The sequence below is a fragment of the Achromobacter sp. SIMBA_011 genome, from assembly GCF_046535435.1.
Taxonomy (GTDB): domain Bacteria; phylum Pseudomonadota; class Gammaproteobacteria; order Burkholderiales; family Burkholderiaceae_B; genus Achromobacter; species Achromobacter dolens.
Window position 1 is genome coordinate 219654 of the sequence record NZ_JAWRWN010000001.1, and the last position, 22442, is coordinate 242095.

Sequence of the window (22442 nt, forward strand, 5' to 3'; positions counted from 1 at the left end):
TCTACTCCAAGAACGGCAACCGAACACCCGTGTCATTTCCGTATCCGACACCAGCACCCAGCCCAGGAGTTCCAACCCCCATTTCGACGGATGTAGCGCCCCCAATCGAGCGATTCAGTCCGACACAAAGGCCTGCGCAATAGGAACCTTGAACACTAGCACCTTTTAAATAACGATTAACTATATCGGCTCGTTCACGAGCGATTAGTTTTCTGTTCTCTGCTATAGAGCCAAACATCAAGTTTGCACCGGCAGACACTGGCACGGTTCCACTACCTGCAAAGTAAATTTTCCCGTCATATAAATTTATCGTTATTGAAGTAGCCAACCCAAGCGCAGCGATTTGCGCGGTCATGTAATCAGGACGGCTGTACTCATTGCCGGGTCGGCCATATGGAATTCCAGCTTGGCAATCACAGTTACCATTGCCACATTGCGGCGCTTTAGAAGCCCCAATGTATTCACCTTGCCAAGCCAATTTTCCATAAGGGGACGACATTCCAGAAAGCGCTTTGACCGAATCGGAAAAGCTCGTATACCCAGAATAACTAAAATCTCCCAGTGCCTGCATTGATTTTACCCATGCATGCTCTTGTGAATATTTCATAATTTCCGCCTCACTAACATAATTTTGATTGAACAGCGGACTGCCCTCTGGAAATTCGGCCCAACATTTGACCTCATAGCAAGCGGCCTTTATTAAACGCTGCTCCTTGGACGAATCACCATTTGCCTCAATTTTTATTCTCTCCAGTTCAGACACATGGAGTTGACGGTTAAAGCTATCAGCTACAGCGGCCCCTCCAGCACCACTTAATCCGCCCATAACACCTCCAGCGGCGCTGGCGACCACGCTTGTTATTATCTTGGCAACCTGATTGCGCGTTTCCACCGGAAGGCCAGCGACAGCGCGTGCGATTTCATCCCTGACCAAATCACTCGCAAGATCGCCCGCCATAGTTCCTGCTATGGCACCAGCAGCATTCGCTCCTCCCAAAGCGGCTCCAACCCCTGCCACGGCGGCGTGCAACGCTATCGCCCCTTTTTTTCCCTCGCCCCAGACCTCTGGATCCTTCTTCGCCAGATCTTTTAATACATCCCCCGCAATCTGCATCCCCAGCTGCCCAAACGCCTGCTGGAACTCCAGTTGCTCGCGGACCTTGTCCTTGTCGAAGATCTTCCCAATACTGCCGTTCGCCCCGGCCGTATCCCGGCTCAGCCCGGCCCTGCTATCGCGCCCCGTCCTCGCGTCCGAACGCACCGCCAGCGTGCCAGTCGACACCGCCGCGCGGGTCGTGCCCGTTTCGCTGCCGCTGGTGCTGGCGAAGCTCAACCCCGATGGCCCGGCGCCCAGCGCGGCGCCTTTGTTTGGCTTGTCGAACGCGCCAGACATGCCCAGGTTGATGCCGACCGTGGTCGACTTGTATTGCGCCGTGTTGTGGATATCGCGGAATCCCAGCGTCTCGGTGGACAGCCGGTTTGTCGCCGCATCGGCGTCGCTGGCGATGACCGCGCCATCCAATCGCGTGTGCTTGCCCACGTGGATGTCGTAACCGCCCGCGCCCGCATACAGCCCCGTCTGTTCGACGACGCTGTCGTAGTTGGACTTGGTCTTGCCGATACTCGCGCCCAGATAGGCACTGCCTGTCATCGAACCAAAGCTGAAGCTCCCTCCGGCATTGACCTGCTTTTGCCTGGCGTCGTAGCGGTCTGAATCCTGCTGGCTCGCCAGCGTCAGGTTGCGGCCGATATCGGCGCGGATGCGGTCGGCCCGCGCCTGGGCGCCCTCCAGCAGGGTGTCGCGCCCGGAAAGCAGCGCGAGGTTGTCTCGCGCGCTGACCTGCGTCTCGCGATGGGTCGTGCCGTTGCCGTGGGCCTTGCCACTGCCCACGTAGCCGCTGGCAAAGATGTTGATGCCGCCGCCGCTACCGCTATCGGACACGCCGATGCCGACGCCGACCTTCCAGCCGCTGTTCTTGCTGGTGGAGACTTCGGTGGCGGTCTCGGCCTGGCTTTGCAGCATCAAGTCATTGGTGGCCGCCAGCAGGACGTTCCTGCCGGTCAGATCGCTGCCGATAAGGGACACGTTGCCCGTGCCGGCGGCGTCTTTTTCGCCCGGGGCCATGAGGGAAAGATCGCCCCCGGCCATGACGGACGAGGCAAAGGCGGTGTCCTGGGTGCGCCGGGTTTCACTGACGGACTTGCTGGCGCCCAGGCTGATCTGGATCTGGGCGCTGGCGGCTTCCTTCCGCGCCGCCGTTGCGTTGTCGGCCTTCGCCGCGTCCATCATCCGATTGGCCTGCACGGCCTGATAGGCCGCCTGCCCGACCTTGACGGCGGCCAGGCGGCCATCCTTGGCCTCGCCGGCTTGCTGCAAGGTTCCCTGGACCTGCTGGGCCGCGCCCAGCATGCCGCCAGCCACGCCGATGGTCAGGCCGGACTGCTTGAGCTCGTGGTATTCGTGTTGCCGCGCGTCGCCGACACCGGCGAGGATCGCCACGTTGCTGCCGGCCACGGAAATGTTGCCATCCTGGGCCAGCAGGTTGCTGGCCATGACATTGACATTGCGTCCCGCATCGATACCGAGGTTGCCCCCCGCGCTGCCCACCGTGCTGGCCGAATAGCCCCCGCTGGCGCCGCGCATCCAATCGGTGCGCTGTTGCGTGCTGTAGCCGATGCTGAATCCGCCGCCGCCACCGAAGCCCGACCGCTTGACCTTTTCGTACTGGTAGTCCTTGTAGGTTTCACTCTTGGCCAGAACCTGCAAGTCCCTATCCAAGGCAATGTGCACGTCACGGTCGCCAACGACGTTCGAGCCGATGAGGTTCGCGTCGCGGCCAGCCACCAATACCGCCGTTTCGCCAGTAAAGGTGGCGGCCTGCGCCAGTATCTGGTCCACCGACTGAATCTTGTGGGTGGACTTGGATCGCAGAAAGCCGCGCTCCTTGTTATGGCTTTCGGCATACGCGTACAGCGTCCGCTCGCCAGCGGTTATCTGGATGTCACGGCCCGCATCGACGGCCAGTTGCTTGCCCGCGGTGACGTCCGCCGCGCGCGCAATGACGTCTTGACCGGCAACCAACGCCAGGTTGCCACCCGCGGCGATTGTCGTGCCGGTCTGCTCACTGCTACGAAACTCGTAGCGATTGCGCGCGTCCCGCACATTGGTTTCGCCATGGCTTTGGGTGAGGGCGGTCAGCGACAGGTCGCGTCCGGCCTGCAGGCGCGCGTCGTCCTGGACGGCTAGCTGCGCCGCCGTCAAGGCAAGGTCGCGCCCGGCCCGCATGTCCAGACTGCCTGCGTCAATACGCGCGATGCCGGTCAGGTACGAGCCCCAGGTCGTGCCGTGGTTCTCCTTGGCGGCGGTCGATGTCAGGCGTATATCGCGGCCGGCCAAGAGCGCAACCGTCTTGCCCACGATCCTGGATACCTGGTTGGTGAGGTCCTCGCGCGCGGCCAGATCGATCCGCCCGCCCTGGATGCGCCCGCCCGCCTGGTTGACGATATTGGCCGCGCCCATCACGAGCGCCACGCGCGCGCCCAGGGTGCCGCTGTTGGCGATATCGCCTTGGGCCGCGAGTTCGACATTGCGTCCGGTCATCAACGTGCCGTCGCCTTTCAAATCGTCCGGCCGCACCAGCAGATAGACCCTCGGGACAAGCACGCTCCCGATGCTGCCATCGGCCAGTGTGATCGACTCCTCCTCCAGCCAGACGAGATCAGTGGTCAGCAGGCGCTGCTGCGCCTCGCTCAGCGCCACCCCGATCTTCAGGCCATTGCGCTGGGCGAAGCGCGCGCCTTCGGCCATGAGCGCCTTGTATTGCGCGTCGTAATCGCTGTAGTTCTCCAGGAAGCGCTGCCCCGAGGAAGCCAGGATCTGGTCAGACACGAGCTTCTGTTCGTAGACCCCGTCACCCAGGCGTCTGGGCTGGCCCGTGGGCGTCAGGAATCCGGCGCTTGCGGGAAACAGGGCGTCCCAATCCGGCGGGCGCGCGTCGGACGACGCTTTGCCTGTCGTCGCAGCGCCAATAGTGGTGTCCGGCGCCGCGCCGGGCTGGCGCAACAAGTCCAGCAGGTAATCGCTGGACACGAACGGACGCTGGCCAACGAAACGCGGGTCGGTAGCCACGATGTACGGCGCATCCGGCTTGCCGTTGACGGCAAAGAGCTGGCTGTCGGGAATACTCGCGGGATTGGCAACAACGCGCACCGTGTTGCCACCGGGCAGGTCCACACTGGCCACCTGCACGGGGCCGGGTGCGGGGATGCCGCTGGCCCCCGGCGTCTTGCCGCTCAGTGACACCACTGCGTTGCCGCCTGCGGCGCCCACCGGCAATTCGATGCTCTCTTCGCTTGCGGTGCGCCGGTAACGCGATTGGTTTTCTTTGCGGTGGTTCTTTCTGCCCGGATAGGTATGGGTTTGCGTGCCCTCGCGCGTCGTGATGCGGACCCCGCCGGCTCCTATATTCTGGATCGCCGGACCTTGCACGGACAGTGCGCCGCCCGCCGCAATCTGGCTTTTATCGTTGACGACAGTGCCGGCCAGTGTCATGGCGCCGCCGGCCAGGATCTTGCCGGGATCGGAGCTCAGCGTCCGCGTTTCGGTGACCGTTTCATCCAGGTAGTAGTAGGTAAAGTCATCGACCAGATGGCGCTGGAAGTCCGCATTGAATGCGTTGATGCGGGTATTCAGTTCGAGGAAGGGCGCCTGGTAAGCGGCGAACGCGCGCTTGTAGGCCTCCCGGCTGGCGTTCTCCTCGGCAATGCATCGGCCATCGCGTCCGCAGTAGCGCGGCGTCCACTGCGGCGCCGGGCCTGTCGGCGGCTTCACGTCGAAAACCTGCCAGATCTTCGCATCCACGCGGTAGGCGTAGGACGGCCCCGAGCTCCCGAACCTACCGCTCCCGAATTTCTTGGGCCGGGAACACTTCGGGCCGCTCCCCTCCAGGGCGCAGCGGTCCAATTGGGGAACCCGGATAGGCGTGACCGGAATATGCCCGTGCTTGTTGCGAATACCTGGCGTGTAATCGAACTGCGGCCCGTAGCGCGATGCCGGATATTGGTCGGACGGCAGCAGCAGCATGCGCTCGGCGTCGTCGTCCATGAAGCTTCGGGGATCCTGACTGCACAGCTTGGTGACCGAGTCGCAGACCCAGTTGTCCGCCATGTCGTACATGACGCCGGAATTCCATGGCTTGGCATAGACCTTTTTCTGCTCGGCCACCTTCACCATGCCGCTGGTGTACTGGGTGTTCTGGTTATCGATCCGCGCCGCGCAGATGTGCGCATCGCCGGCAGCCTCGATGGTGGCCGAGGCGTTCAAGAGCGAGGCGGCCTGATCGATAGCCGCGCCGTGCGTATCCAGCGCGCCGCCGATGCGCAGGTCGGCGCCCGAGTAAATCAGAGCATGGTCGCGGTTGGTCAGCGATGCCACTCCGAGATTCATGTTCCCGCGCGAGGCGATGACGGCGCCGCCGCCCGCCCCGGCGCCATTGACCAGCGTGCCCGCCTGGATGGACAACGTGTCGCCATAGATCCGGCCGGTGTTCTCCAAGCGATCCGCGGCGATGCGCGTCGAGCCGCCGTCGATAAGACCCGAGTTGGTCAAGCCGCGCGCGACCGTGATGGCATTGGCGCCGCCGGCCAACAGTTCGCCCGAGGCCTGATTGTTCAGCGAGTCCGCCGTGATGGTCAGATCGCGGATGGCGCTGATACGGGCGCGGTTGTCCATGTCGCCGCCCACGGACAGCGCAAGATCGCGGCCGCTGGCGATGTCGCCTTCCTGGTTCAGGGAGCCGGCGTATTGGAACGACAGATCGCCCGCCGACTGCAACGTCCCCAATCCTTGCAGAACCTGCGTGACGACCGTCAGGCGCTTGTCCGCCAGCAGGTTGCCACCGGCGTTGTCCAGCCGGTCGGCCAGGATTCGCGCATTGCCCTGGGAGGCGATTTCGCCGCCGGTGTTGTCCAGGTCCTGGGTGGACAGCGTCAGATCTTCGCGCGCTTGCACGGACCCCGTCTGGTTACCCACCCGGTCCGCCAGAATGTCGAGCACCTTGCCCAGCACGCCCTTGGGGGGATCGCCAGCCGCGGTCAACGTGCCGCCGTTATCGAGGCTGGCCGCGCGCAGCGTCAGCGCGTTGTCGGCCTGGATCAGGCCTGCGTGGTTATCCACCGCGTTCGTGGTGGCGGGGGAGGAGGTTGCGGTGATGGTCACATCACGCCCGGCCAGCGTGCCGCGACGGTTGGCGATGGCGGCGGCCGCGATACGCGCGGCGCCCGCTGCGGCAATCCGCCCACCCGTGTTGTCGAGATTTCCGCCAAGCTCGATCTCGGCATCGCTCGTCGCAATCAGCTCGCCGCCCTGTTTGCGCAGATTGGCGGCGGTGGCGATCAGATCGCCGCCAGCCAGCACCGAGCCCGTGTTGTCCAGCGTGGTTCCGGCCTTCAGACTGGCACGCCCGGCTGCCGTGGCGATACCGGCGTTGCCCAGCGCACCGCCCGCGCTCAGGTCCAGCGCCGCGCCGGACTGCAAGCGGCCGTCCGTCGTGGCGCTGAGTGCGCCGGCGGCATGGATGTCGAGATCGCCCGTTTGCGTCGCGGCGAGGCCGCCCAGCGTTGCGTCGGTGCCCGCGTGCAGCGTCATGCCGTGTTGCGCGACCACCGAGCCCATCGCGGTGAGCGCACCACCGGCTTGAGCCGTCAGCCCACCGCCCGCCTGCTGCCGCGAGGCGGCGCGCAGCGCGAGGTCGCCGCGCCGCGCGGCCAGCGAGAGATCGCCCTGCAAGGCGACGGCCGTGCCTTCGATGCTGAGCGTGTCGCCCGCGATCAAAGATTGCGAGCCGCCCGCCAGCATGCGGCCAGCCACTTCCAGTGCCCCTGATGCTGAAGCGTTCAACGTGCGGCCAGCTTGCGCCAGCCCGGCCGTGCCCACCGCCACGTCACGGCCTGTCAGCGTCAGGCTCGCGTCGGTGGCGGTGGTCCCGTTCAAGTGCGCGTCGTGCGTGGCGGCAAGCCGCATGTCTCCCACGGAACTGAGGGCGCCCGCCACGAACAGGGAGCGCCGCGCGTTGGCGGTCAGCGTACCGGCGGCCTGCAACGACCCGTCCTGTTTGACGACGACATCGCTCCCAGCCGTGAGAGAGGCATCGCCCGCTGCGCGCCCGCCCAGCGCAGCCGCCAGACCGCCCACGCGGACGTCCCCTTTTGCGGCAAGCGTCAGGCCGCCGCCGGCGGCAATGACGCCATCAGCGTCCAACTGGGCGCCGGCACTCGCGTTCAGGTTCTGCGACGCCTGCATCCTGCCGGTTGCCGCGACTTCCAGGTTTGCGCCCGCGTCAGCCGTAAGCCCGCCCGCCAGCGCAGTCGCGATGCCGGCGACACGGATGTCGCGCCGCGCGCCCAGGACAACGGGCGAGCCGGCGGTCGCCGCGCCGGTGATGAACAGATCGCGGCCCGCCTGCGCTTGCAACGTACCCAGGCTCGCACCAGACCCGGTGCCCTTGGCGGTACCCGCGATGCCGGCGATTCGCAGGTCCTGGCCCGCGCTCAGCAGCAGCTTGGCGCTGCCCTGGGCCAGGCCCGTCTCGCCGACGGTCAGATCATCGTTCGCCTCGGTGCGCAGGGTACCGTTGGCGACGGTCTTGCCGTTCAACTCCGCGTTCTTGCCAACTGTCAGGATGATGTCCCGCAGACCGGAAATCGAGCCGTTCGCCAGCAGCTTGCCGCTGGCCTGCGCCTGCAATGATCCGCCGGCCTGCAGCGCACTCGCACCACCCAGCGTCAAGGCGCCGCCGCTGCTGACCTTGAGCGCCCCCGTGTCCACCAATACCGTGCCGTCCACGGTCAAGTCCCTTTCGACTCGCAACGTCGCGGCTTGACCCGCCACCAACGTGCCCGCCAGCGTCCCGGTCCCTACCCGTGCCAGGATCGAACCATTGGCCTGCTGTCGCGATCCCGCCAAGGTGGTCAGGCCGCCGGGCGTCTGAATGATCAGGTTGCCGGCGGCGAAGTGCTGCCCCGCAAGGCGCTGATTGGTCGCTTCCAGTATCAGGTCGCCCAGCGATGTCATAGTGCCGGTGGCCATCAGCGTGCTGCCCGCGCGTGCTTGCAATACGCCACCTGCCAGCGTCTGGCTGTCGGCAGACAGGTTCATACCTTTTCCGGCGATCAGATCCAGGGGCCCGTTGGCGGACGCAGCGGTGCCGGCCAAGTCCATCTGGCTGCCGGCCTCCAGGTGCATGCCCATGTCACCGCGCGTCGCGCCGGCCACCGATAAATCGCCTGCCGCGAGCAGGCGCGCCTTGCCGGATGCGTCTGCCTGCCCGGTGGCGCCGATACGTAGATTGCGTCCGGCGTCCATACCCAACGATCCACCGGCACTGAGCGTTCCGTCCACACGCGTATCGCGTGTCGCCCGCGCCTGGAGATCGGCCGCGGACACCAATGCGCCGCCCAATGTGAGATCGCGGCCCGCAGTGGCCCGCACCTGCTTGCCTTGCAGCTTGCCCGCCGAACCCTGCGCCAGATCGTTGCCGCTTGTCAGGCTCAACGCCGCGTCGGTCAGGACGGCCCCGCCCAAGGATGCATCCCGGCCGGTTCGTAGCGTGACGTTGCCGGTCGACTGCAATTGCGTGCCGGCCTCCAGGGTCAAGTTACCGTCGGCCTGGGTCAGCAACGTCCCCGACGCGTACACCTGTTGCGGCAGTACCAGGTCGCGTCCCGCTTGCAGCGTGACGTAATCCTTTGCGGACACCACGCCGGCCACCAGGGATACGCCGCCGCGCGAGTCGGCCGGCGCGTCGGACGGCTTGCCCAACTGCGCATCCGCCTGCGCTGCGGCATCGGCACCACTATCGGTGGTTACGCCCTGGGCGGGTTGCGGCACGGCCGTCTGAAGGGCCACCGTCAGGTTGCGGCCAGATTGCACGCGCGCGTCCTGGCCCGACGTCAGCAGGCTTCCCGATAGCGAAAGGTCCCTGCCGGCGGCTACACGCAAGGCGCCCTGTGTACGCAGGCTGCCTTGTGCGCCCACAGTTGCGTCGCCGCGCGCGTCCACGTCCAGCGCCGCGCCCGCGCCGACCGCGCCCGACACCGCGACTTTACCTGCGGCGGTGAGCGCCACCGCGCCTGTCGCCTGCGCCGCGCCCTGCACGGCCAGGTCGCCGCCACTCTCCACGCGCAGATCCCCCGCTGCCTGCACGGTGGCGCGCGGCGCAATGCGGACGTCGCCGGCGGCATTGACCTGCAAATCGCCCGTCAGCGCCATCAGATTGCCGCCGATGTTCACCCCCACACCGGCCTCGGTGCCAATCAGACGGATGCTGTTGGCGTACATGCCGCCCAGCGCGGCCGTGTCCAGCGTTACCCCGGGTGCTGGGCCATCACCCGCCTGCGGCGATACGGCGCCCGTGCCATAGTCGACCTGCGACGCGCCGGCCGTCACGCTCAACCGGTTCGCCCAGACCTGCGCGTTGATCTCCAGCGTGCGCGCGATCAGGTCCACCTGGCTCAGGTTCACGCCGTTCAGGCCTTGTCCCTCGATGCCAAGCCGGCCTGCCGCCACGTCAAAGCCGATGCCACCGTCCGGCCCGACGCGGGGTTTGCCGGTGGTCAGCGTGGCCCGGTCGGCATTCAGGAATCCGCAGCCATTGCACGTAATGCCTGCCGGGTTGGCGACGATGACGTTGGCCCGATTGCCAGCCACTTCCAACGTGCCGAGCAATTGCGACGGATTGGGCGCGGTGACCTGGTTGAGAATGGTGCCCGCATGCCGATTGCCCAGCATGGGGTTGCCGTCCACTTGCCCGGCCAGTTGCGACGGGCTGGCGCCGCCGCTGTTGTTGAGCACCACGCCGGACGGGCCGACGTTGAATTGCGTGTAGCGGTTGTTCGACACGCCACCGGCCGAAGGCGGCGCGATATTGACCACCGGCACGCCATGGCTGACGCTCACGAAGGGCCTGGCGCCAGGCACGCTTCTGTCCACCGAGATCGGCAGCGTCTGCGCCAGCACGGGCGACCAGACCTGCGTGAAGACCACGGACCACGCCATCAGGGAACGGAGCTTGGACATCATTCGTACTCGGTTGAAGGCGGCTTGGAGGGAGGGCGTCGCAATCGTCTTGATGACTGCGGAAACCCCCACATCCCGTCACCCGCCACGGATCGCCAGCGCTATCTGCGATCGGCAATTGCGCGTTTCGCGAAGCGCCATGCAGGGCTTCACTTTTAGCCGTGCCCCGTTCGTGCAAGACGTAGGAACGATCCGAGATTCAGCGTGACACGCGCGAAAATCGGATGAATGACGTGTTGTGTGGGTAGTCCGCGCATCGGCGGCAATCACGGTGGATGGGATCGAAAGCCCCGCGCCGGCCTCGCGCAGTGCCTTCCATCCGTTCAGTCCAGGCCCACCTTCGCCGAATGCTTCGGCGCCCGATAATGCGACGAACGCTTGCGTGATTGCCGTGTCGTGGCCTCAAGGGACCGCCCCGGCTTGGCCAGCGCCCGCGCCAGTTGCTTGCCTGACACCCTACGGCGGCCGACGGTGTCTTCGTCCACGTCCACCTTGACGTACAGCCGGAACAGCCAGAATTGCCGTTCGGCATCGCACCAGTAATAGATCACCCGCAGGCCGCTGCGCTTGCCCCGGCTGCGGTGAGGATCGGCGTAGCGCAGCTTGCGCAGTCCGCCCGTGCCTTCGAGCACCACGCCCGCCTCCGGCATTTTCAGCATCATGCATTGCAGCGCGCGAAATGCGTCATCGTCCAGGAACCTCTCGCGGTCGCGCGAGAACTCGGGCCGTTCGACAAACAGGGCATTCATGGCAATGCACGCGTATCACTATCGTGGATAGACTGAAACCCATTTTGAAGGGCTTCAACGTATCCATGCGCGTGCAGGCCGTGGGTTTCGGACGAAGCGAATGACTGCGCTTCACGGTGGAGGTCAGAACGGCTTCATCACCACCAGCAGAATGATCAGCACCGGCGCGGCCAGCACCACCGGCATCAGCCGCATAGGTCTCGCCTCGGTGACCTCACCCGCCACCTCCGCCAGCCGCCGCAGCCGTCCCGCCTGCATCCCGTGCACCGCCGCCAGCAACAGCACCAACGCCAGCTTCACCGACAGCCACCCGCTGCCAAACCAGCCCGCGCTCGTCGCCAGATACACGCCGCTTGCCAACGCGCCCACCATCGCCGGCGAGGTCAGCAGCCGTTCCCACTTGCGCAGCAGCCGCAGGCGCGCCAGCTCCTGCGGCAAGGCCGGCCCCGGCAGCTTGTCGGCCGCCGCCAGCACGAACGCCTGCACCACCATCCCCGCCACCCAGAACAGCATCAGCGCCAGATGCAGCGACTTGATCAGCAGATACGCCATCGCTCACGCCTCCCGCGCGCGGCGCAGCGAACGCGCGATCACGAAGCCGCCAAACGGCACCAGCGTCGCCACCAACGTCCACACCAGCCGCTGGCGCGGCCAGCCCTGCGCCGACGCCACATTGCACGCCAGCGCGATATAGACCATGAACGCCACCCCATGCACCGGCCCCACCCACGACACCCCTTGGGGCATCCCGGCCAGATGCTTCAACGGCACCGCGATGCCCAGCAGCGCCAACAGCGTCACGCCTTCCAGCATGGCCGCCCACTTGAAGAGAGCAGGGGTCGAAGCATCGGAGTCTTTCAGCGGCATGGCAGCGTCTCGCAACAGGATGAGCGGCATTGTCCGGGCTGGCGCAATCGCCAGCCATTGGCCAAAATGCCAATCTTCGAAAGAAATCCGCCAACCGTGCGCCGCCGTCCGCCCGACCCGTCCCGAGGCCCCAGCCCCATGCCCCCGCCCACCCCGCACCGCGTCGCCGTGCTCGCCTTCGACGGCCTCGTCGCGGGCGACCTGTCCATCCCCTGCGAAATCTTCCAGCTCGCCGAAACCCTCGACGGCCGCCGCCCCTACGCCGTGCAGGTCCACGCCGGCAAACCCCGCGTCCGCACCCACGCCTACGACCTGCACATCCGCCACCGCCTGGACGCCGCGCGCGGCGCCGACACCCTCGTCATCCCCGGCCTGGCGGACCCTGCCGACAGCGTCCCGGACGACATCCTCGACCTGATCCGCCACGCCCACGCCCGGGGCGCCCGCATCGCCTCCATCTGCACCGGCGCCTTCGTCCTGGCCGCCAGCGGCATCCTCGACGGCCTCAAAGCCACCACCCACTGGAAAGCCGCCAGCCTGCTCGCGCGCCGCTACCCCGCCATCGACGTCAACCCCAACGTCCTCTTCGTCGACAACGGCCAGGTCCTGACCTCCGCCGGCGCCGCCGCCGGCATGGACCTGTGCCTGCACATGATCAAGCGCGACCACGGCGCCGCCGTCGCCGCCAACAGCGCCCGCCTGGCCGTCGTGCCGCTGGAACGCGCCGGCGGCCAGGCGCAATTCATCGTCCGGCCCACGCCGGCCTCGCACACCGACCTGACGCCGCTGCTGCACTGGATCGAACACCGACTGGCCGAGAACCTGACCGTCGCCGCGCTGGCCGCCCAGGCCGCGGTCAGCGTGCGCACCCTGAACCGGCGGTTTCAGGAACTGCTGGGGGTGAGTCCGCTGCAATGGGTGATCCAGGCGAGGGTGAATCGTGCTCGCGGAATGCTGGAGACGACGGACCTGCCGGTGGAACGGGTGGCGATGGAGGTGGGGTTCGGGTCAGCGGTGTCGCTGCGGGAGCATTTCACGGGGATCGTGGGGACGAGCCCGATGGGGTATCGACGGGCGTTCCGGCGGGCGGGGTGAGAGCGGCTGACGCAGCTGGATGGGCTCCAATGGGCTGGAACCGGCCGCGCCCGCCATGCGATAATTGATAACGATTCCCATTAATTCATAGCGCAAGCCGTGGACTCGACACGCGATAGCCGGTTTTCCACCATTTACAAGAACGACCATCCCTGGCTGGAGCGGCGGCTGCGCAATGGATTGCGCAATCGCGAAGACGCCGAGGATGTCGCCGGTGAAACCTTCACGCAACTCCTCTGCCTGCCCGCGCTGGATCAATTGAACGAGCCGCGGGCGATGCTGATCACGATCGCCCGGCGCATTACTTGGCGGCTGTGGCGGCGGCGCGAGCTGGAGCAAGCCTGGCTGGAGATGTTGCGCTTGCAGCCGGAACCGCTGGAGCCGTCGGCCGAGGAACGGGTACAGACGTTGCACTCGTTGCAGAGGCTCGACACGGCGCTGGACGGGCTGTCCTCCAAGGCCAGGATGGCGTTTCTGTATAGCCAGCTCGATGGCATGACCCATGTGGAGATCGCCGCGCGCCTGGACGTATCGCCGACCATGGTGCGCAAGTACATCATGCAGGCTTTGCGCCGTTGCTGCGAGGTGTTTGGGCTATGACGGCCTTGGACGCGCGCGCCCGCGCGGCGGCGATTGAGTGGCAGGTCTGTCTGACCAGCGGGCAGGCCAACGATGCGGACCGCGCGGCGTTTGAGCTGTGGCTGGCGGAGAGCCCGAGCCATGGCGCGGCCTGGCAGCGGCTGAACGCGGCGCTCGATGGCATGGTGCACGCGTTGCGGCCGGGGCTGCTGGCCGATGGCGATGCGCTGCGGCGTTCACTGGTGAGGCCACAGCTTGCGCAGCGCCGCCGGCTGGGGAAGCTGGCGCTGGCGGGCGGGGCGTTGCTGCTGGGCGCAGGTGTGGCGGATCGCTATGTGCCGTTGCAGTATCTGACAGCGGGCTATGTGACCCGCACCGGCGAACGCCGGCGCGTGGACTTGCCGGATGGCAATGTGATGGCGCTGGATGCGCGCAGCGCGGCGTCGTGGGAAGCGCAGCATGTCGTGCGGGTATCGGCCGGCGCGGCGATTTTTGAGTTGCGGGGCAGCCAGGGACTGCAAGTGCGGCTGCCGCAAGGCGAGGTCCGGCTTGCCTCGGGGAGCGCCATGGTGCGCTGTGGCGCCGAGCGCAGCTTCTGCCTGGCCTTGAGCGGGGCCGCCGAGGTCACCACGCAGAAAGGCGTGCGCCAGCCGTTAGCGCCGGGGCAGGGCGTCTGGTTCGATGCGCGGCAGGTCGAAACGGTACAAAACGGCCAGGAGCACACCGCCGCCTGGCAGAACGGCGAGCTTGAAGTCCATGATGAGCCGCTGCAGACCGTGGTGGATGCGCTGGCCCGCTATCAGCCCGGCTGGCTGCGGATATCGCCGCAGGCTTCGCGGCTGCGCGTGACGGGGCTGTTTCCGCTGGACGACGGCGAGCGGGCGCTGGAGGCGCTCAGGAATACCTTGCCGATCCGGTTGCAGCGGCTGAGCCGTTGGTACGTGATGATCGACCTGGCTTGAAATTTTTTTTTCGCGCCAGGTGTTTTTTTGATGGCGCCGATGCACATACATGGAACGCGTGCTCACGCATCCACGGAGTGTTCCATGCTTTCCCTGAGGTTTCCGGCCGCCTGCGTCATCGTAGCCGCCGCCAGCACCGCCCATGCCCAGGCGCTGCGTCAATACGACTTGCCCGCCGGCCGGCTGGATGTGGCGCTGACCCAGATCGCCCGCATAGCGGGCGCGGTGATCTCGTTTCGGGCCGATCTGGTGGCGGGCAAGTCCGCCCCCGCCGTCTCCGGCCAGTTGTCAGTGGAGGAAGCCACTGCCCGCGCGCTGGCCGGCAGCGGACTGGAATTGCGGCGCACGCCGGATGGCAGCCTGACGGTGGCCCCGGCCAGCGCGACGACGCTGGCGCCGGTGACGGTGGAAGCGGCCACGTTGGGGGTGACCGAGGGGACCCATTCCTACACCACGCCGGTCATGTCCACGGCCACCAAGTTCGCGCTGTCCCCGCGCGAGACGCCGCAGTCGGTCAGCGTGGTGACGCGCCAGCAGATCGAAGACCGGGGCTATCAGTCGCTGGACGACGTTGCCCGCGATACGACGGGGCTGACGACGCGCCAGATCGGCGGCGGTGAACGCACGCAGTTCTTCTCTCGCGGCTTCGAGATCAGTTCGTTCCTGGCCGACGGGGTTCCGCTGGGCTACGACTACGACACGCAGGGTGTGGCCACGCTGGCCATGTACGATCACATCGAGGTGCTGCGCGGCGCGGCCGGCATGATGACGGGGGCCGGCAATCCCTCGGGCACGATCAACCTGGTGCGCAAGCGCGCCACGGCGGTGCCGCAGTTCTCGGTGACGACCAGCGCGGGAAGCTGGGACAATTACCGGGGCGAGGTCGACGGCTCGGGCCCGCTGAACCAGAGCGGCACCTTGCGCGCCCGGGGCGTGGTGGCCTATCAAGATTCGAACACCTTCAAGAAGGCCTACGAGCACCAGCGCCAGCTTTTCTACGGCACGATCGAAGCCGACATCACGGCCAGCACCACGCTCAGCATCGGCGGCTACTACAACCGCGAGGACAATCCGGGCGCGGATTGGAATGGCCTGCCGACGCGCCGGGACGGCAGCTTCTATGACTTCAAACGCTCGACCCGCCTGTCGCCGGATTGGGCCTATTGGAACAAGGAGAACACCAGCTTCTTCGCCGAGCTCGACCACCGTTTCGAGAACGGCTGGTCCGGCAAGCTGACCGCCCGCACGCTGCGCGCCAAGATGAATATGCTGGGCAGCTATCTGTACCCCCTGGAAGACTCGACGCTCTTCGGGCAGGGGCTGGGCCAGTATGCCTATGACAAGACCCAGTACAGCGTGGACGGTTATCTTAGCGGCCCGTTCAGGCTGCTGGGGCGCACGCATGAGCTGGTGCTGGGCGGCAGCTTCCTGAAGAACAAGGACAATGACGGCCCTGGCGGCTGGCCGTTGGACTACAACATGACGGTCGACCCGGAACACTGGAATTCCAGCGCCGTCGAGAAGCCCGCGTTCGTCTACCCGTGGTCGCGCAAGGGATACCAGCGCCAGGTCAGCGGCTACGCCACCACCCGCCTGAGCCTGGCCGACCCGCTGACGCTGATGCTGGGCGCGCGGCTGGACTGGTATGAGTACGACATGCAGCTGAAGTCGGGCGATTACGTCAGCCCGCCGGCGGACTACAAGGTCAAGCACGAGTTGACGCCCTACGCGGGCCTGATCTATGACCTGGACCGCCAACACACCGTCTACACCAGCTGGACCAGCGTGTTCCAGCCTCAGAGCAATCAGTCGACGGGTGGCGCGCCGCTGGACCCGGTCATCGGCACCAATCTGGAAGCGGGGATCAAGGGCGAATATTTCGGCGGGCGGCTCAACGCCAGCGCCGCGGTGTTCCAGATTCGCCAGCGCAACCGTCCCGTCGCGCTGGAAACGTCCATGTGCAGCCCGGGGGTGATCGAGTGCTATGCGCCGTCTGGCAAGGTGCAGAGCCGGGGCGTCGAATTCGAAGTAGCGGGCGCGATCACGCCGGGCTGGCAGGTGTCGGCCGGCTATACGTACAACCAGTCGAAATACCTGGAGGATTCGGGCAACCTCCGGGCGGGCGCGGCCTACGATACGCAGACTCCGCGCCATCTGTTCAAGCTCTCGACCATGTACACCTTGCCCGGCTCACTGAATGCGTGGCGCGTGGGCGGAGCGGTGCGCGTGCAAAGCGCGATCAGCTTGCCCGCGTATAACGTGCGCCAGCCCGGGTATAGCATCTGGGATGCCGTGGTGGCGTATCGGGCCACGCCGAACCTGGATCTGCGCCTGAACGTGTACAACCTGTTCGACAAGTATTACTACCAGGCGATCGGAAGCACCCAGGACAACAATCACTTCGGCGCGCCGCGGTCGTTCTTGTTGACGGCGAAATACACGTTTTAGGGTTTGGCCATGAGCCGTCGGTTACGGTCCAGCGCAGATAACGCGCATCTGGCGGAGAATCCAGGACCCGACCTTGAATTGAATGCCGCGATATTGGCAGAAGCCTTACACGAATAAGTACGTAAACAGGATGGAAAAGATAAGGGCCGCAAACGCGGCCCTTATCTTCATGGCTTAACGAATCGCTTCCATCAAGCCTTGCGCACCTGCGCAATCAACCCATCCAACTGCGTAAGCATCGTATCGATTTCTTCAGCCGTCACATTCAACGCCGGCATAAACCGCAGCAAATTCCCCCGCGGCGCATTCAGCAGCAGCCCATTCGGCGTCAGATTCCGCGCAGCCTCGACGATCGCCGGACCATCATCCCGATCCATCACCAGCGCACGCAGCAACCCCATCCCGCGCTCGCCCTTCATCCTATACTTGGCCGACAAAGCCAGCAGGCCTTCGGACAGTTGCTTGGCACGCGCATTGACCGACTCCATAAAGCCCGGAGCAGCCAGGGCGTCGAACACCGCGACGCCGACAGCCGCCATCAACGGATTCCCGTTATACGTACCACCCTGGTCCCCATGCGAGAACACGCAGACTTCCTGACGGGCCAACAAAGCAGCCAGCGGCACGCCACCACCAATCCCTTTGGCCAGCGTCATGATGTCCGGCACCACGTCGGATTGCTGGTAGGCGAACAGGGTGCCGGTACGGCCCATCCCCGTCTGCACTTCATCCACAATGAACAACAGCTTGTGCTCATCGGCCAGCTTGCGCAGGCCCTGCATGAATTCCTTCGTCGCCGGGATGACGCCGGCTTCGCCCTGGACGGGTTCGAGCATGATGGCGACGGTCTGATCGTCGATCAGCTTGCGCACCGATTCCAGATCATTGATCTCGGCCTTCGGGAAGCCTTCCACCTGCGGCGCGAACATCTTGTCCCAGCCCGGCTTGCCGGACGCGGACATCGTGGCCAGGGTGCGGCCGTGGAAGCCGTGGTTCATGGTGATGATCTTGTAGGCGCCCTTCTTGTTGACCTGGCCCCATTTGCGCGCCAGCTTGATGGCGCCTTCGTTGGCTTCGCCGCCGCTGTTGGCGAAGAAGACGCGGTCGAAGACCGAGGCGCCGGTCAGGCGGGTGGCCAGTTCGATGGAGGGCAGGTTGTAGAACGCCGGCGACGGGTTCATCAGCAGCTTGGACTGGTCCAGCAGGGCCTTCTGCATTTCCGGGGCGCTGTGGCCCAGGGTGTTGACGGCCCAGCCCTGGACGAAGTCCAGGTATCGCTTGCCCGCGTGATCCTCCAGCCAGGCCCCCTGGCCGCGCACGAACACGAGGTCCGGGCGGGAGGTGATCTCCATGAGGGCGTTGACGTTGTACTGGCTGAATTCCATGGCGGTTCCTGCTGAAAGGAGAGAACAGGGGTTGAAAAAGAAGGGGAAACGCTAAATGCCGAATTTAGCACCGGCGGGGGAATGCTATCGTGACGCACCCCCAGCCGATCCGCCCCACGGCCGCCCCAAAAGGGCCGCTTGCGCGGGGCTCTCTATTTTATGCAACAGGGCCGGCGCCGGACGCCGCGCTTTGTCGCTTTTTACTGACCGATCATGACACGAATTCTTTCCAGTCTTGCCGCCGGCCTGGTGCTGGCGGCGGCCGCGACGGCCGCGCATGCCGAGTATCCCGACCGTCCCATCCGCCTGGTCGTGCCGTTCCCGCCGGGGCAGGCCACCGATATCTTCGCCCGCGCGCTGGCCGAGAAGCTGGGCACGGCCGTCAAACAACCGATCGTGGTGGAGAACCGCGCCGGCGCCGGCAGCAATATCGGCATGGAGCAGGCCGCGCGCGCGACGCCGGACGGTTACACGCTGGTGATCGCGGGCTCGGCCGCGGCGGTGAACCAGACGCTGTACAAGACCATCAACTACAGCCTGACCAAGGATTTCGCGCCGGTGTCGGGGGTGTTCTCGGTGCCGCTGATGTTCCTGGCGACGCCGGCTTCGGGCATCACGTCGCTGCAGCAGTTGGTCAAGCAGGCGCGCGCCAATCCGGGCGAGCTGGCGTATGCCAGCGCCGGCATCGGCGGCACGCAGCATCTGTCGGCCGAGATGTTCAAGGCGGCGGCCAATATCGACATCCGCCATATTCCGTACAAGGGCAGCGGCCCGGCGCAGGCGGATTTCCTGGGGCACCAGGTGCCGCTGATGGTGGATTCGGTGACGGCGGGGCTGCCGCACGTGCAGAGCAAGAAGGCGGTGGCGCTGGCGGTGACGACGGCCAAGCGCCTGCCGCAACTGCCGGACGTGCCGACGGTGGCCGAGAGCGGTTATCCGGGTTTCGAGGCGATCGGCTGGGCGGCGGTGCTGGCGCCGCGTGACACGCCGCCGGCCATTACCAACTACCTGAGCCAGCAGATCGGCCACGTGCTGGGCACGCCGGAGATGCAGAAGTTCTTCCGTGATCGCGGCGCGGAGCCGATGCCGATGAAGCCCGAGGCCACCGGCGCGTTCATCGTCGGCGAGGTCGACAAGTGGGGCAAGGCGGTCAAGCAGTCGGGCGCGCAGGTGGACTGACGACTGTCCCGCAGGAGCCGGTGGCGGGGGGCTGTTCCCGCCCCGGCGCTCGCCGTGGTGCCGATCCGGTGCCACGCATGCGCCGCAACGGCGCATGATGCACCATCCCGGTGCGATGAGCGAGGAGCAATAGGCGCGCGCCACGGCGCCGCAAAATGGCACGGAACTTGCTTTTCCAGTTTTGTATACCGAATTGGTGTGCAACGCTCGACCCCGCTCCCGGGGCGGCGCGCCCTGGAGAGTTCCTCATGAACCGTAGAACCCTGTTGCTGTCCCTCTGCACCGCCGCCACGCTGCTGGCCGCGCCGCTCACGCATGCCGACACCCTGGACGATATCGTCAAGCGCGGCACCCTCAAGGTCGCGGTGCCGCAGGACTTCCCGCCGTTCGGCTCGGTCGGCGCCGACATGAAGCCGCTGGGCTATGACATCGACACGGCCGCGCTGATCGCCAAGCAACTGGGCGTGAAGCTGGAGCTGGTGCCGGTGACCAGCGCCAACCGCGTGCCGTACCTGCAGACCCGCAAGGTGGATCTGGTGATCTCCAGCCTGGGCAAGAACCCCGAGCGCGAGAAGGCGATCGATTTCTCCGACGCGTATGCGCCGTTCTTCAACGGCGTGTTCGGCCCGGCCGATGTGAAGGTGGCGTCGGCCGCCGACCTGGCGGGCAAGACCATCGGCGTGACGCGCGGCGCGGTCGAGGACATCGAGCTGACCAAGATCGCGCCGCCCACGGCCACGCTCAAGCGCTATGAAGACAACAACGGCACCATCACCGCCTTTCTGTCGGGCCAGGTGCCGCTGATCGCCACGGGTAACGTGGTGGCGGCCGCGATCCTGGCGCGCAACCCGCCGAAGAAGCCGGAGACCAAGTTCCTGATCAAGGATTCGCCCTGCTATATCGGCCTGAACAAGGACGAGCCGAAGCTGCGCGCCAAGGTCAACGAGATCCTGGCCAACGCCAAGCGCGACGGCTCGCTGACGGCGATCTCCAAGAAGTGGCTGGGCGCCGATCTGCCCAAGGATCTGTAAGGCAGGCGCGCGCGCCGGAGCGCTGTTCATGGCTTATCAATTCGACTTCGCTTCCGTGTTCGACTACACGCCGGTGCTCATCAAGGGCATTGGCGTGACGGTCGAGCTGATCGCGTTTGGCGCGGTGGCGGGCGTGGCGCTGGGCATCGCCTGCGCCTGGGCCCGCACGCAGGGGCCGCGCTGGCTGCGCGCGCCGGTCACCGCCTATGTGGAGGTGGTGCGCAACACGCCGTTCCTGATTCAGTTGTTTTTCGTGTTCTTCGGGCTGCCGTCGCTGGGCGTGCAGTTCAGCGAGATGCAGGCGGCCTGCCTGGCGATGGCGCTGAACCTGGGCGCCTACAGCGCCGAGATCATCCGCGCCGGCATCGACGCCACGCCCAAGGGCCAGTACGAGGCCGGCGCCAGTCTGGCGATGACGCGCTTGCAGGTGTTCCGCCATGTGGTGCTGAAACCCGCGCTGGCGCGCATCTGGCCGGCGCTGTCGTCGCAGATCGTGATCGTGATGCTGGGGTCCGCGGTGTGCTCGCAGATCGCGGCCGAGGACCTGACGTTCGCGGCCAATTTCATCCAGTCGCGCAATTTCCGCGCGTTCGAGGTGTATTTCGTGACCACCGGCATCTATCTGGTGCTGGCGGTGTTGTTGCGCCAGTTGCTGCGCATGACGGGCAGGCGGTTGTTCCGCAAGGCGGCGCGATGATCGAGTTCACCACCTGGGACATTGTCCGCAACCTGCTGCTGGCGGCGCGCTGGACCGTCGTGCTGTCGCTGGTGGCGTTTGCTGGCGGCGCGCTGATGGGCGGGCTGGCGCTGATGATGCGAACCTCGCGCGTGGCGCTGCTGCGGCGCGTGAGCTGGGCATATATCGAACTGTTCCAGGGCACGCCGCTGCTGATGCAGTTGTTCCTGGCGTTCTTCGGCTTGTCGCTGGCCGGGGTCGAGGTGCCGCCGTGGCTGGCCGCGGGCGCGGCGCTGACGCTGTGGTCGGGCGCGTTCCTGGCCGAGATCTGGCGCGGCTGCGTGGAAGCGATTCCGAAAGGCCAGTGGGAAGCTTCGGCCAGCCTGGCGCTGGGCTACGTGCAGCAAATGCGCTACGTGGTGCTGCCGCAGGCGCTGCGCATCGCGGTGGCGCCGACCGTCGGTTTCGCGGTGCAGATCGTCAAGAGCACGGCGCTGACCTCCATCATCGGTTTCACGGAGCTGTCCAAGGCCAGCACGGTGATCACCAACGCCACCTTCAGCCCCTTCACTGTCTATGCCTGCGCCGCGCTGATCTATTTCGCGCTGTGCTGGCCCCTGTCGCGCCTCAGCCTGCTGCTGGAAAGGAAGTTGCATGCCCCTCATCGCCCTTGAAGACGTCCGCAAGAAGTTCGGCGACAACGAAGTCCTGAAAGGGGTGACGTTGCGCGTCGAGCCCGGCGAGGTCATCGCCATCATCGGCAAAAGCGGTTCCGGCAAGAGCACGCTGCTGCGATGCGTGAACGGGCTGGAGCAGATCGACAGCGGCGCCATCATGGTGGCGGACGCGCAACTGGGCGACGACGAGTTGCGGTTGCGCGCGCTGCGGCTGAAAGTGGGCATGATCTTCCAGCAGTTCAACCTGTTCCCGCACCTGACGGTGGGGCGCAACGTGATGCTGTCGCCGATGGTGGCCAAGCGCATGCCGCAGGACCAGGCCGCCGACCTGGCGCGGGCGATGCTGACGCGGGTGGGGCTGGAACACAAGTTCGACGCCTGGCCCGAGGAGTTGTCGGGCGGGCAGCAGCAGCGCGTGGCGATCGCGCGCGCCCTGGCGATGCAGCCCCTGGCGCTGCTGTGCGACGAGATCACGTCGGCGCTGGACCCGGAGCTGGTCAACGAGGTGCTGGCGGTGGTGCGCGAGCTGGCCGCCGACGGCATGACGCTGCTGATGGTGACGCACGAGATGCGCTTTGCGCGCGAGGTGTGCGACCGCGTGGTGTTCATGCACCAGGGGCGCGTGCACGAGATCGGGCCGCCGGAGGAATTGTTCACCGCGCCGGCCACGCCGGAGCTGCGGCAGTTCCTGGGGATGACGGACCTGGCCGGATAGGGCG

General features: G+C 66.0%; 14 protein-coding genes. 9 read left to right on the top strand and 5 right to left on the bottom strand.

What is annotated here, in order from left to right; all coding sequences use genetic code 11:
* Position 1: 1 nt before the first annotated feature.
* From SB816_RS01070 to SB816_RS01085, 4 genes are all read right to left on the bottom strand, one after another.
* Entirely contained in the window at positions 2–10078 is a 10077-nt protein-coding gene (locus SB816_RS01070; RefSeq protein WP_410546415.1) for a hemagglutinin repeat-containing protein, read from the bottom strand.
* A gap of 320 nt (positions 10079–10398) precedes the next feature.
* Positions 10399–10824 carry a toxin gene (locus SB816_RS01075; RefSeq protein ID WP_175143531.1) on the bottom strand — a complete coding sequence of 142 codons (426 nt, stop codon included), beginning with the start codon at positions 10822–10824 and terminating at the stop codon, positions 10399–10401.
* A gap of 123 nt (positions 10825–10947) precedes the next feature.
* Positions 10948–11376, bottom strand: coding sequence for a CopD family protein (locus tag SB816_RS01080; protein ID WP_410546416.1), 429 nt, complete (start codon positions 11374–11376; stop codon positions 10948–10950).
* Between the two features lie 3 nt (positions 11377–11379).
* Complete coding sequence (locus SB816_RS01085; protein ID WP_054473138.1) at positions 11380–11691, bottom strand: DUF3817 domain-containing protein; 312 nt, start codon at positions 11689–11691, stop codon at positions 11380–11382.
* 138 nt (positions 11692–11829) lie between these two features.
* Here SB816_RS01085 and SB816_RS01090 point away from each other — a divergent pair, with 138 nt between their 5' ends.
* The 4 genes from SB816_RS01090 (at position 11830) to SB816_RS01105 (ending at position 16775) form a co-directional block, all read left to right on the top strand.
* On the top strand, positions 11830–12786 hold the full coding sequence (locus SB816_RS01090; RefSeq protein ID WP_410546417.1) for a GlxA family transcriptional regulator: 957 nt from the start codon (positions 11830–11832) through the stop codon (positions 12784–12786).
* 99 nt (positions 12787–12885) lie between these two features.
* Complete coding sequence (locus SB816_RS01095) at positions 12886–13386, top strand: sigma-70 family RNA polymerase sigma factor (protein ID WP_035359833.1); 501 nt, start codon at positions 12886–12888, stop codon at positions 13384–13386.
* Positions 13383–14327 carry a FecR family protein gene (locus SB816_RS01100; RefSeq protein WP_175189679.1) on the top strand — a complete coding sequence of 315 codons (945 nt, stop codon included), beginning with the start codon at positions 13383–13385 and terminating at the stop codon, positions 14325–14327. The genes SB816_RS01095 and SB816_RS01100 overlap by 4 nt, the downstream gene beginning before the upstream one ends.
* 84 nt (positions 14328–14411) lie before the next feature.
* A complete protein-coding gene (locus tag SB816_RS01105) occupies positions 14412–16775 on the top strand; it encodes a TonB-dependent siderophore receptor (RefSeq protein WP_410546418.1) in 2364 nt (787 codons plus the stop codon).
* A gap of 191 nt (positions 16776–16966) precedes the next feature.
* On the opposite strand, the gene SB816_RS01110 is transcribed toward SB816_RS01105, so the two are convergent.
* Positions 16967–18160 carry an acetylornithine transaminase gene (locus SB816_RS01110; RefSeq protein WP_410546419.1) on the bottom strand — a complete coding sequence of 398 codons (1194 nt, stop codon included), beginning with the start codon at positions 18158–18160 and terminating at the stop codon, positions 16967–16969.
* Between the two features lie 213 nt (positions 18161–18373).
* Between SB816_RS01110 and SB816_RS01115 the strand changes: the two genes are divergently transcribed.
* From SB816_RS01115 to SB816_RS01135, 5 genes are all read left to right on the top strand, one after another.
* A complete protein-coding gene (locus tag SB816_RS01115) occupies positions 18374–19339 on the top strand; it encodes a Bug family tripartite tricarboxylate transporter substrate binding protein (RefSeq protein ID WP_410546420.1) in 966 nt (321 codons plus the stop codon).
* A 248-nt stretch (positions 19340–19587) separates the two neighbouring features.
* Positions 19588–20370, top strand: a complete 783-nt coding sequence (locus SB816_RS01120) for a transporter substrate-binding domain-containing protein (RefSeq protein ID WP_054418795.1) — start codon at positions 19588–19590, stop codon at positions 20368–20370.
* A gap of 28 nt (positions 20371–20398) precedes the next feature.
* Complete coding sequence (locus SB816_RS01125; protein WP_006389456.1) at positions 20399–21067, top strand: amino acid ABC transporter permease; 669 nt, start codon at positions 20399–20401, stop codon at positions 21065–21067.
* Positions 21064–21720 carry an amino acid ABC transporter permease gene (locus SB816_RS01130; RefSeq protein ID WP_054418790.1) on the top strand — a complete coding sequence of 219 codons (657 nt, stop codon included), beginning with the start codon at positions 21064–21066 and terminating at the stop codon, positions 21718–21720. The genes SB816_RS01125 and SB816_RS01130 overlap by 4 nt, the downstream gene beginning before the upstream one ends.
* Positions 21701–22438, top strand: coding sequence for an amino acid ABC transporter ATP-binding protein (locus SB816_RS01135; RefSeq protein ID WP_020925708.1), 738 nt, complete (start codon positions 21701–21703; stop codon positions 22436–22438). The genes SB816_RS01130 and SB816_RS01135 overlap by 20 nt, the downstream gene beginning before the upstream one ends.
* Positions 22439–22442: the final 4 nt, after the last annotated feature.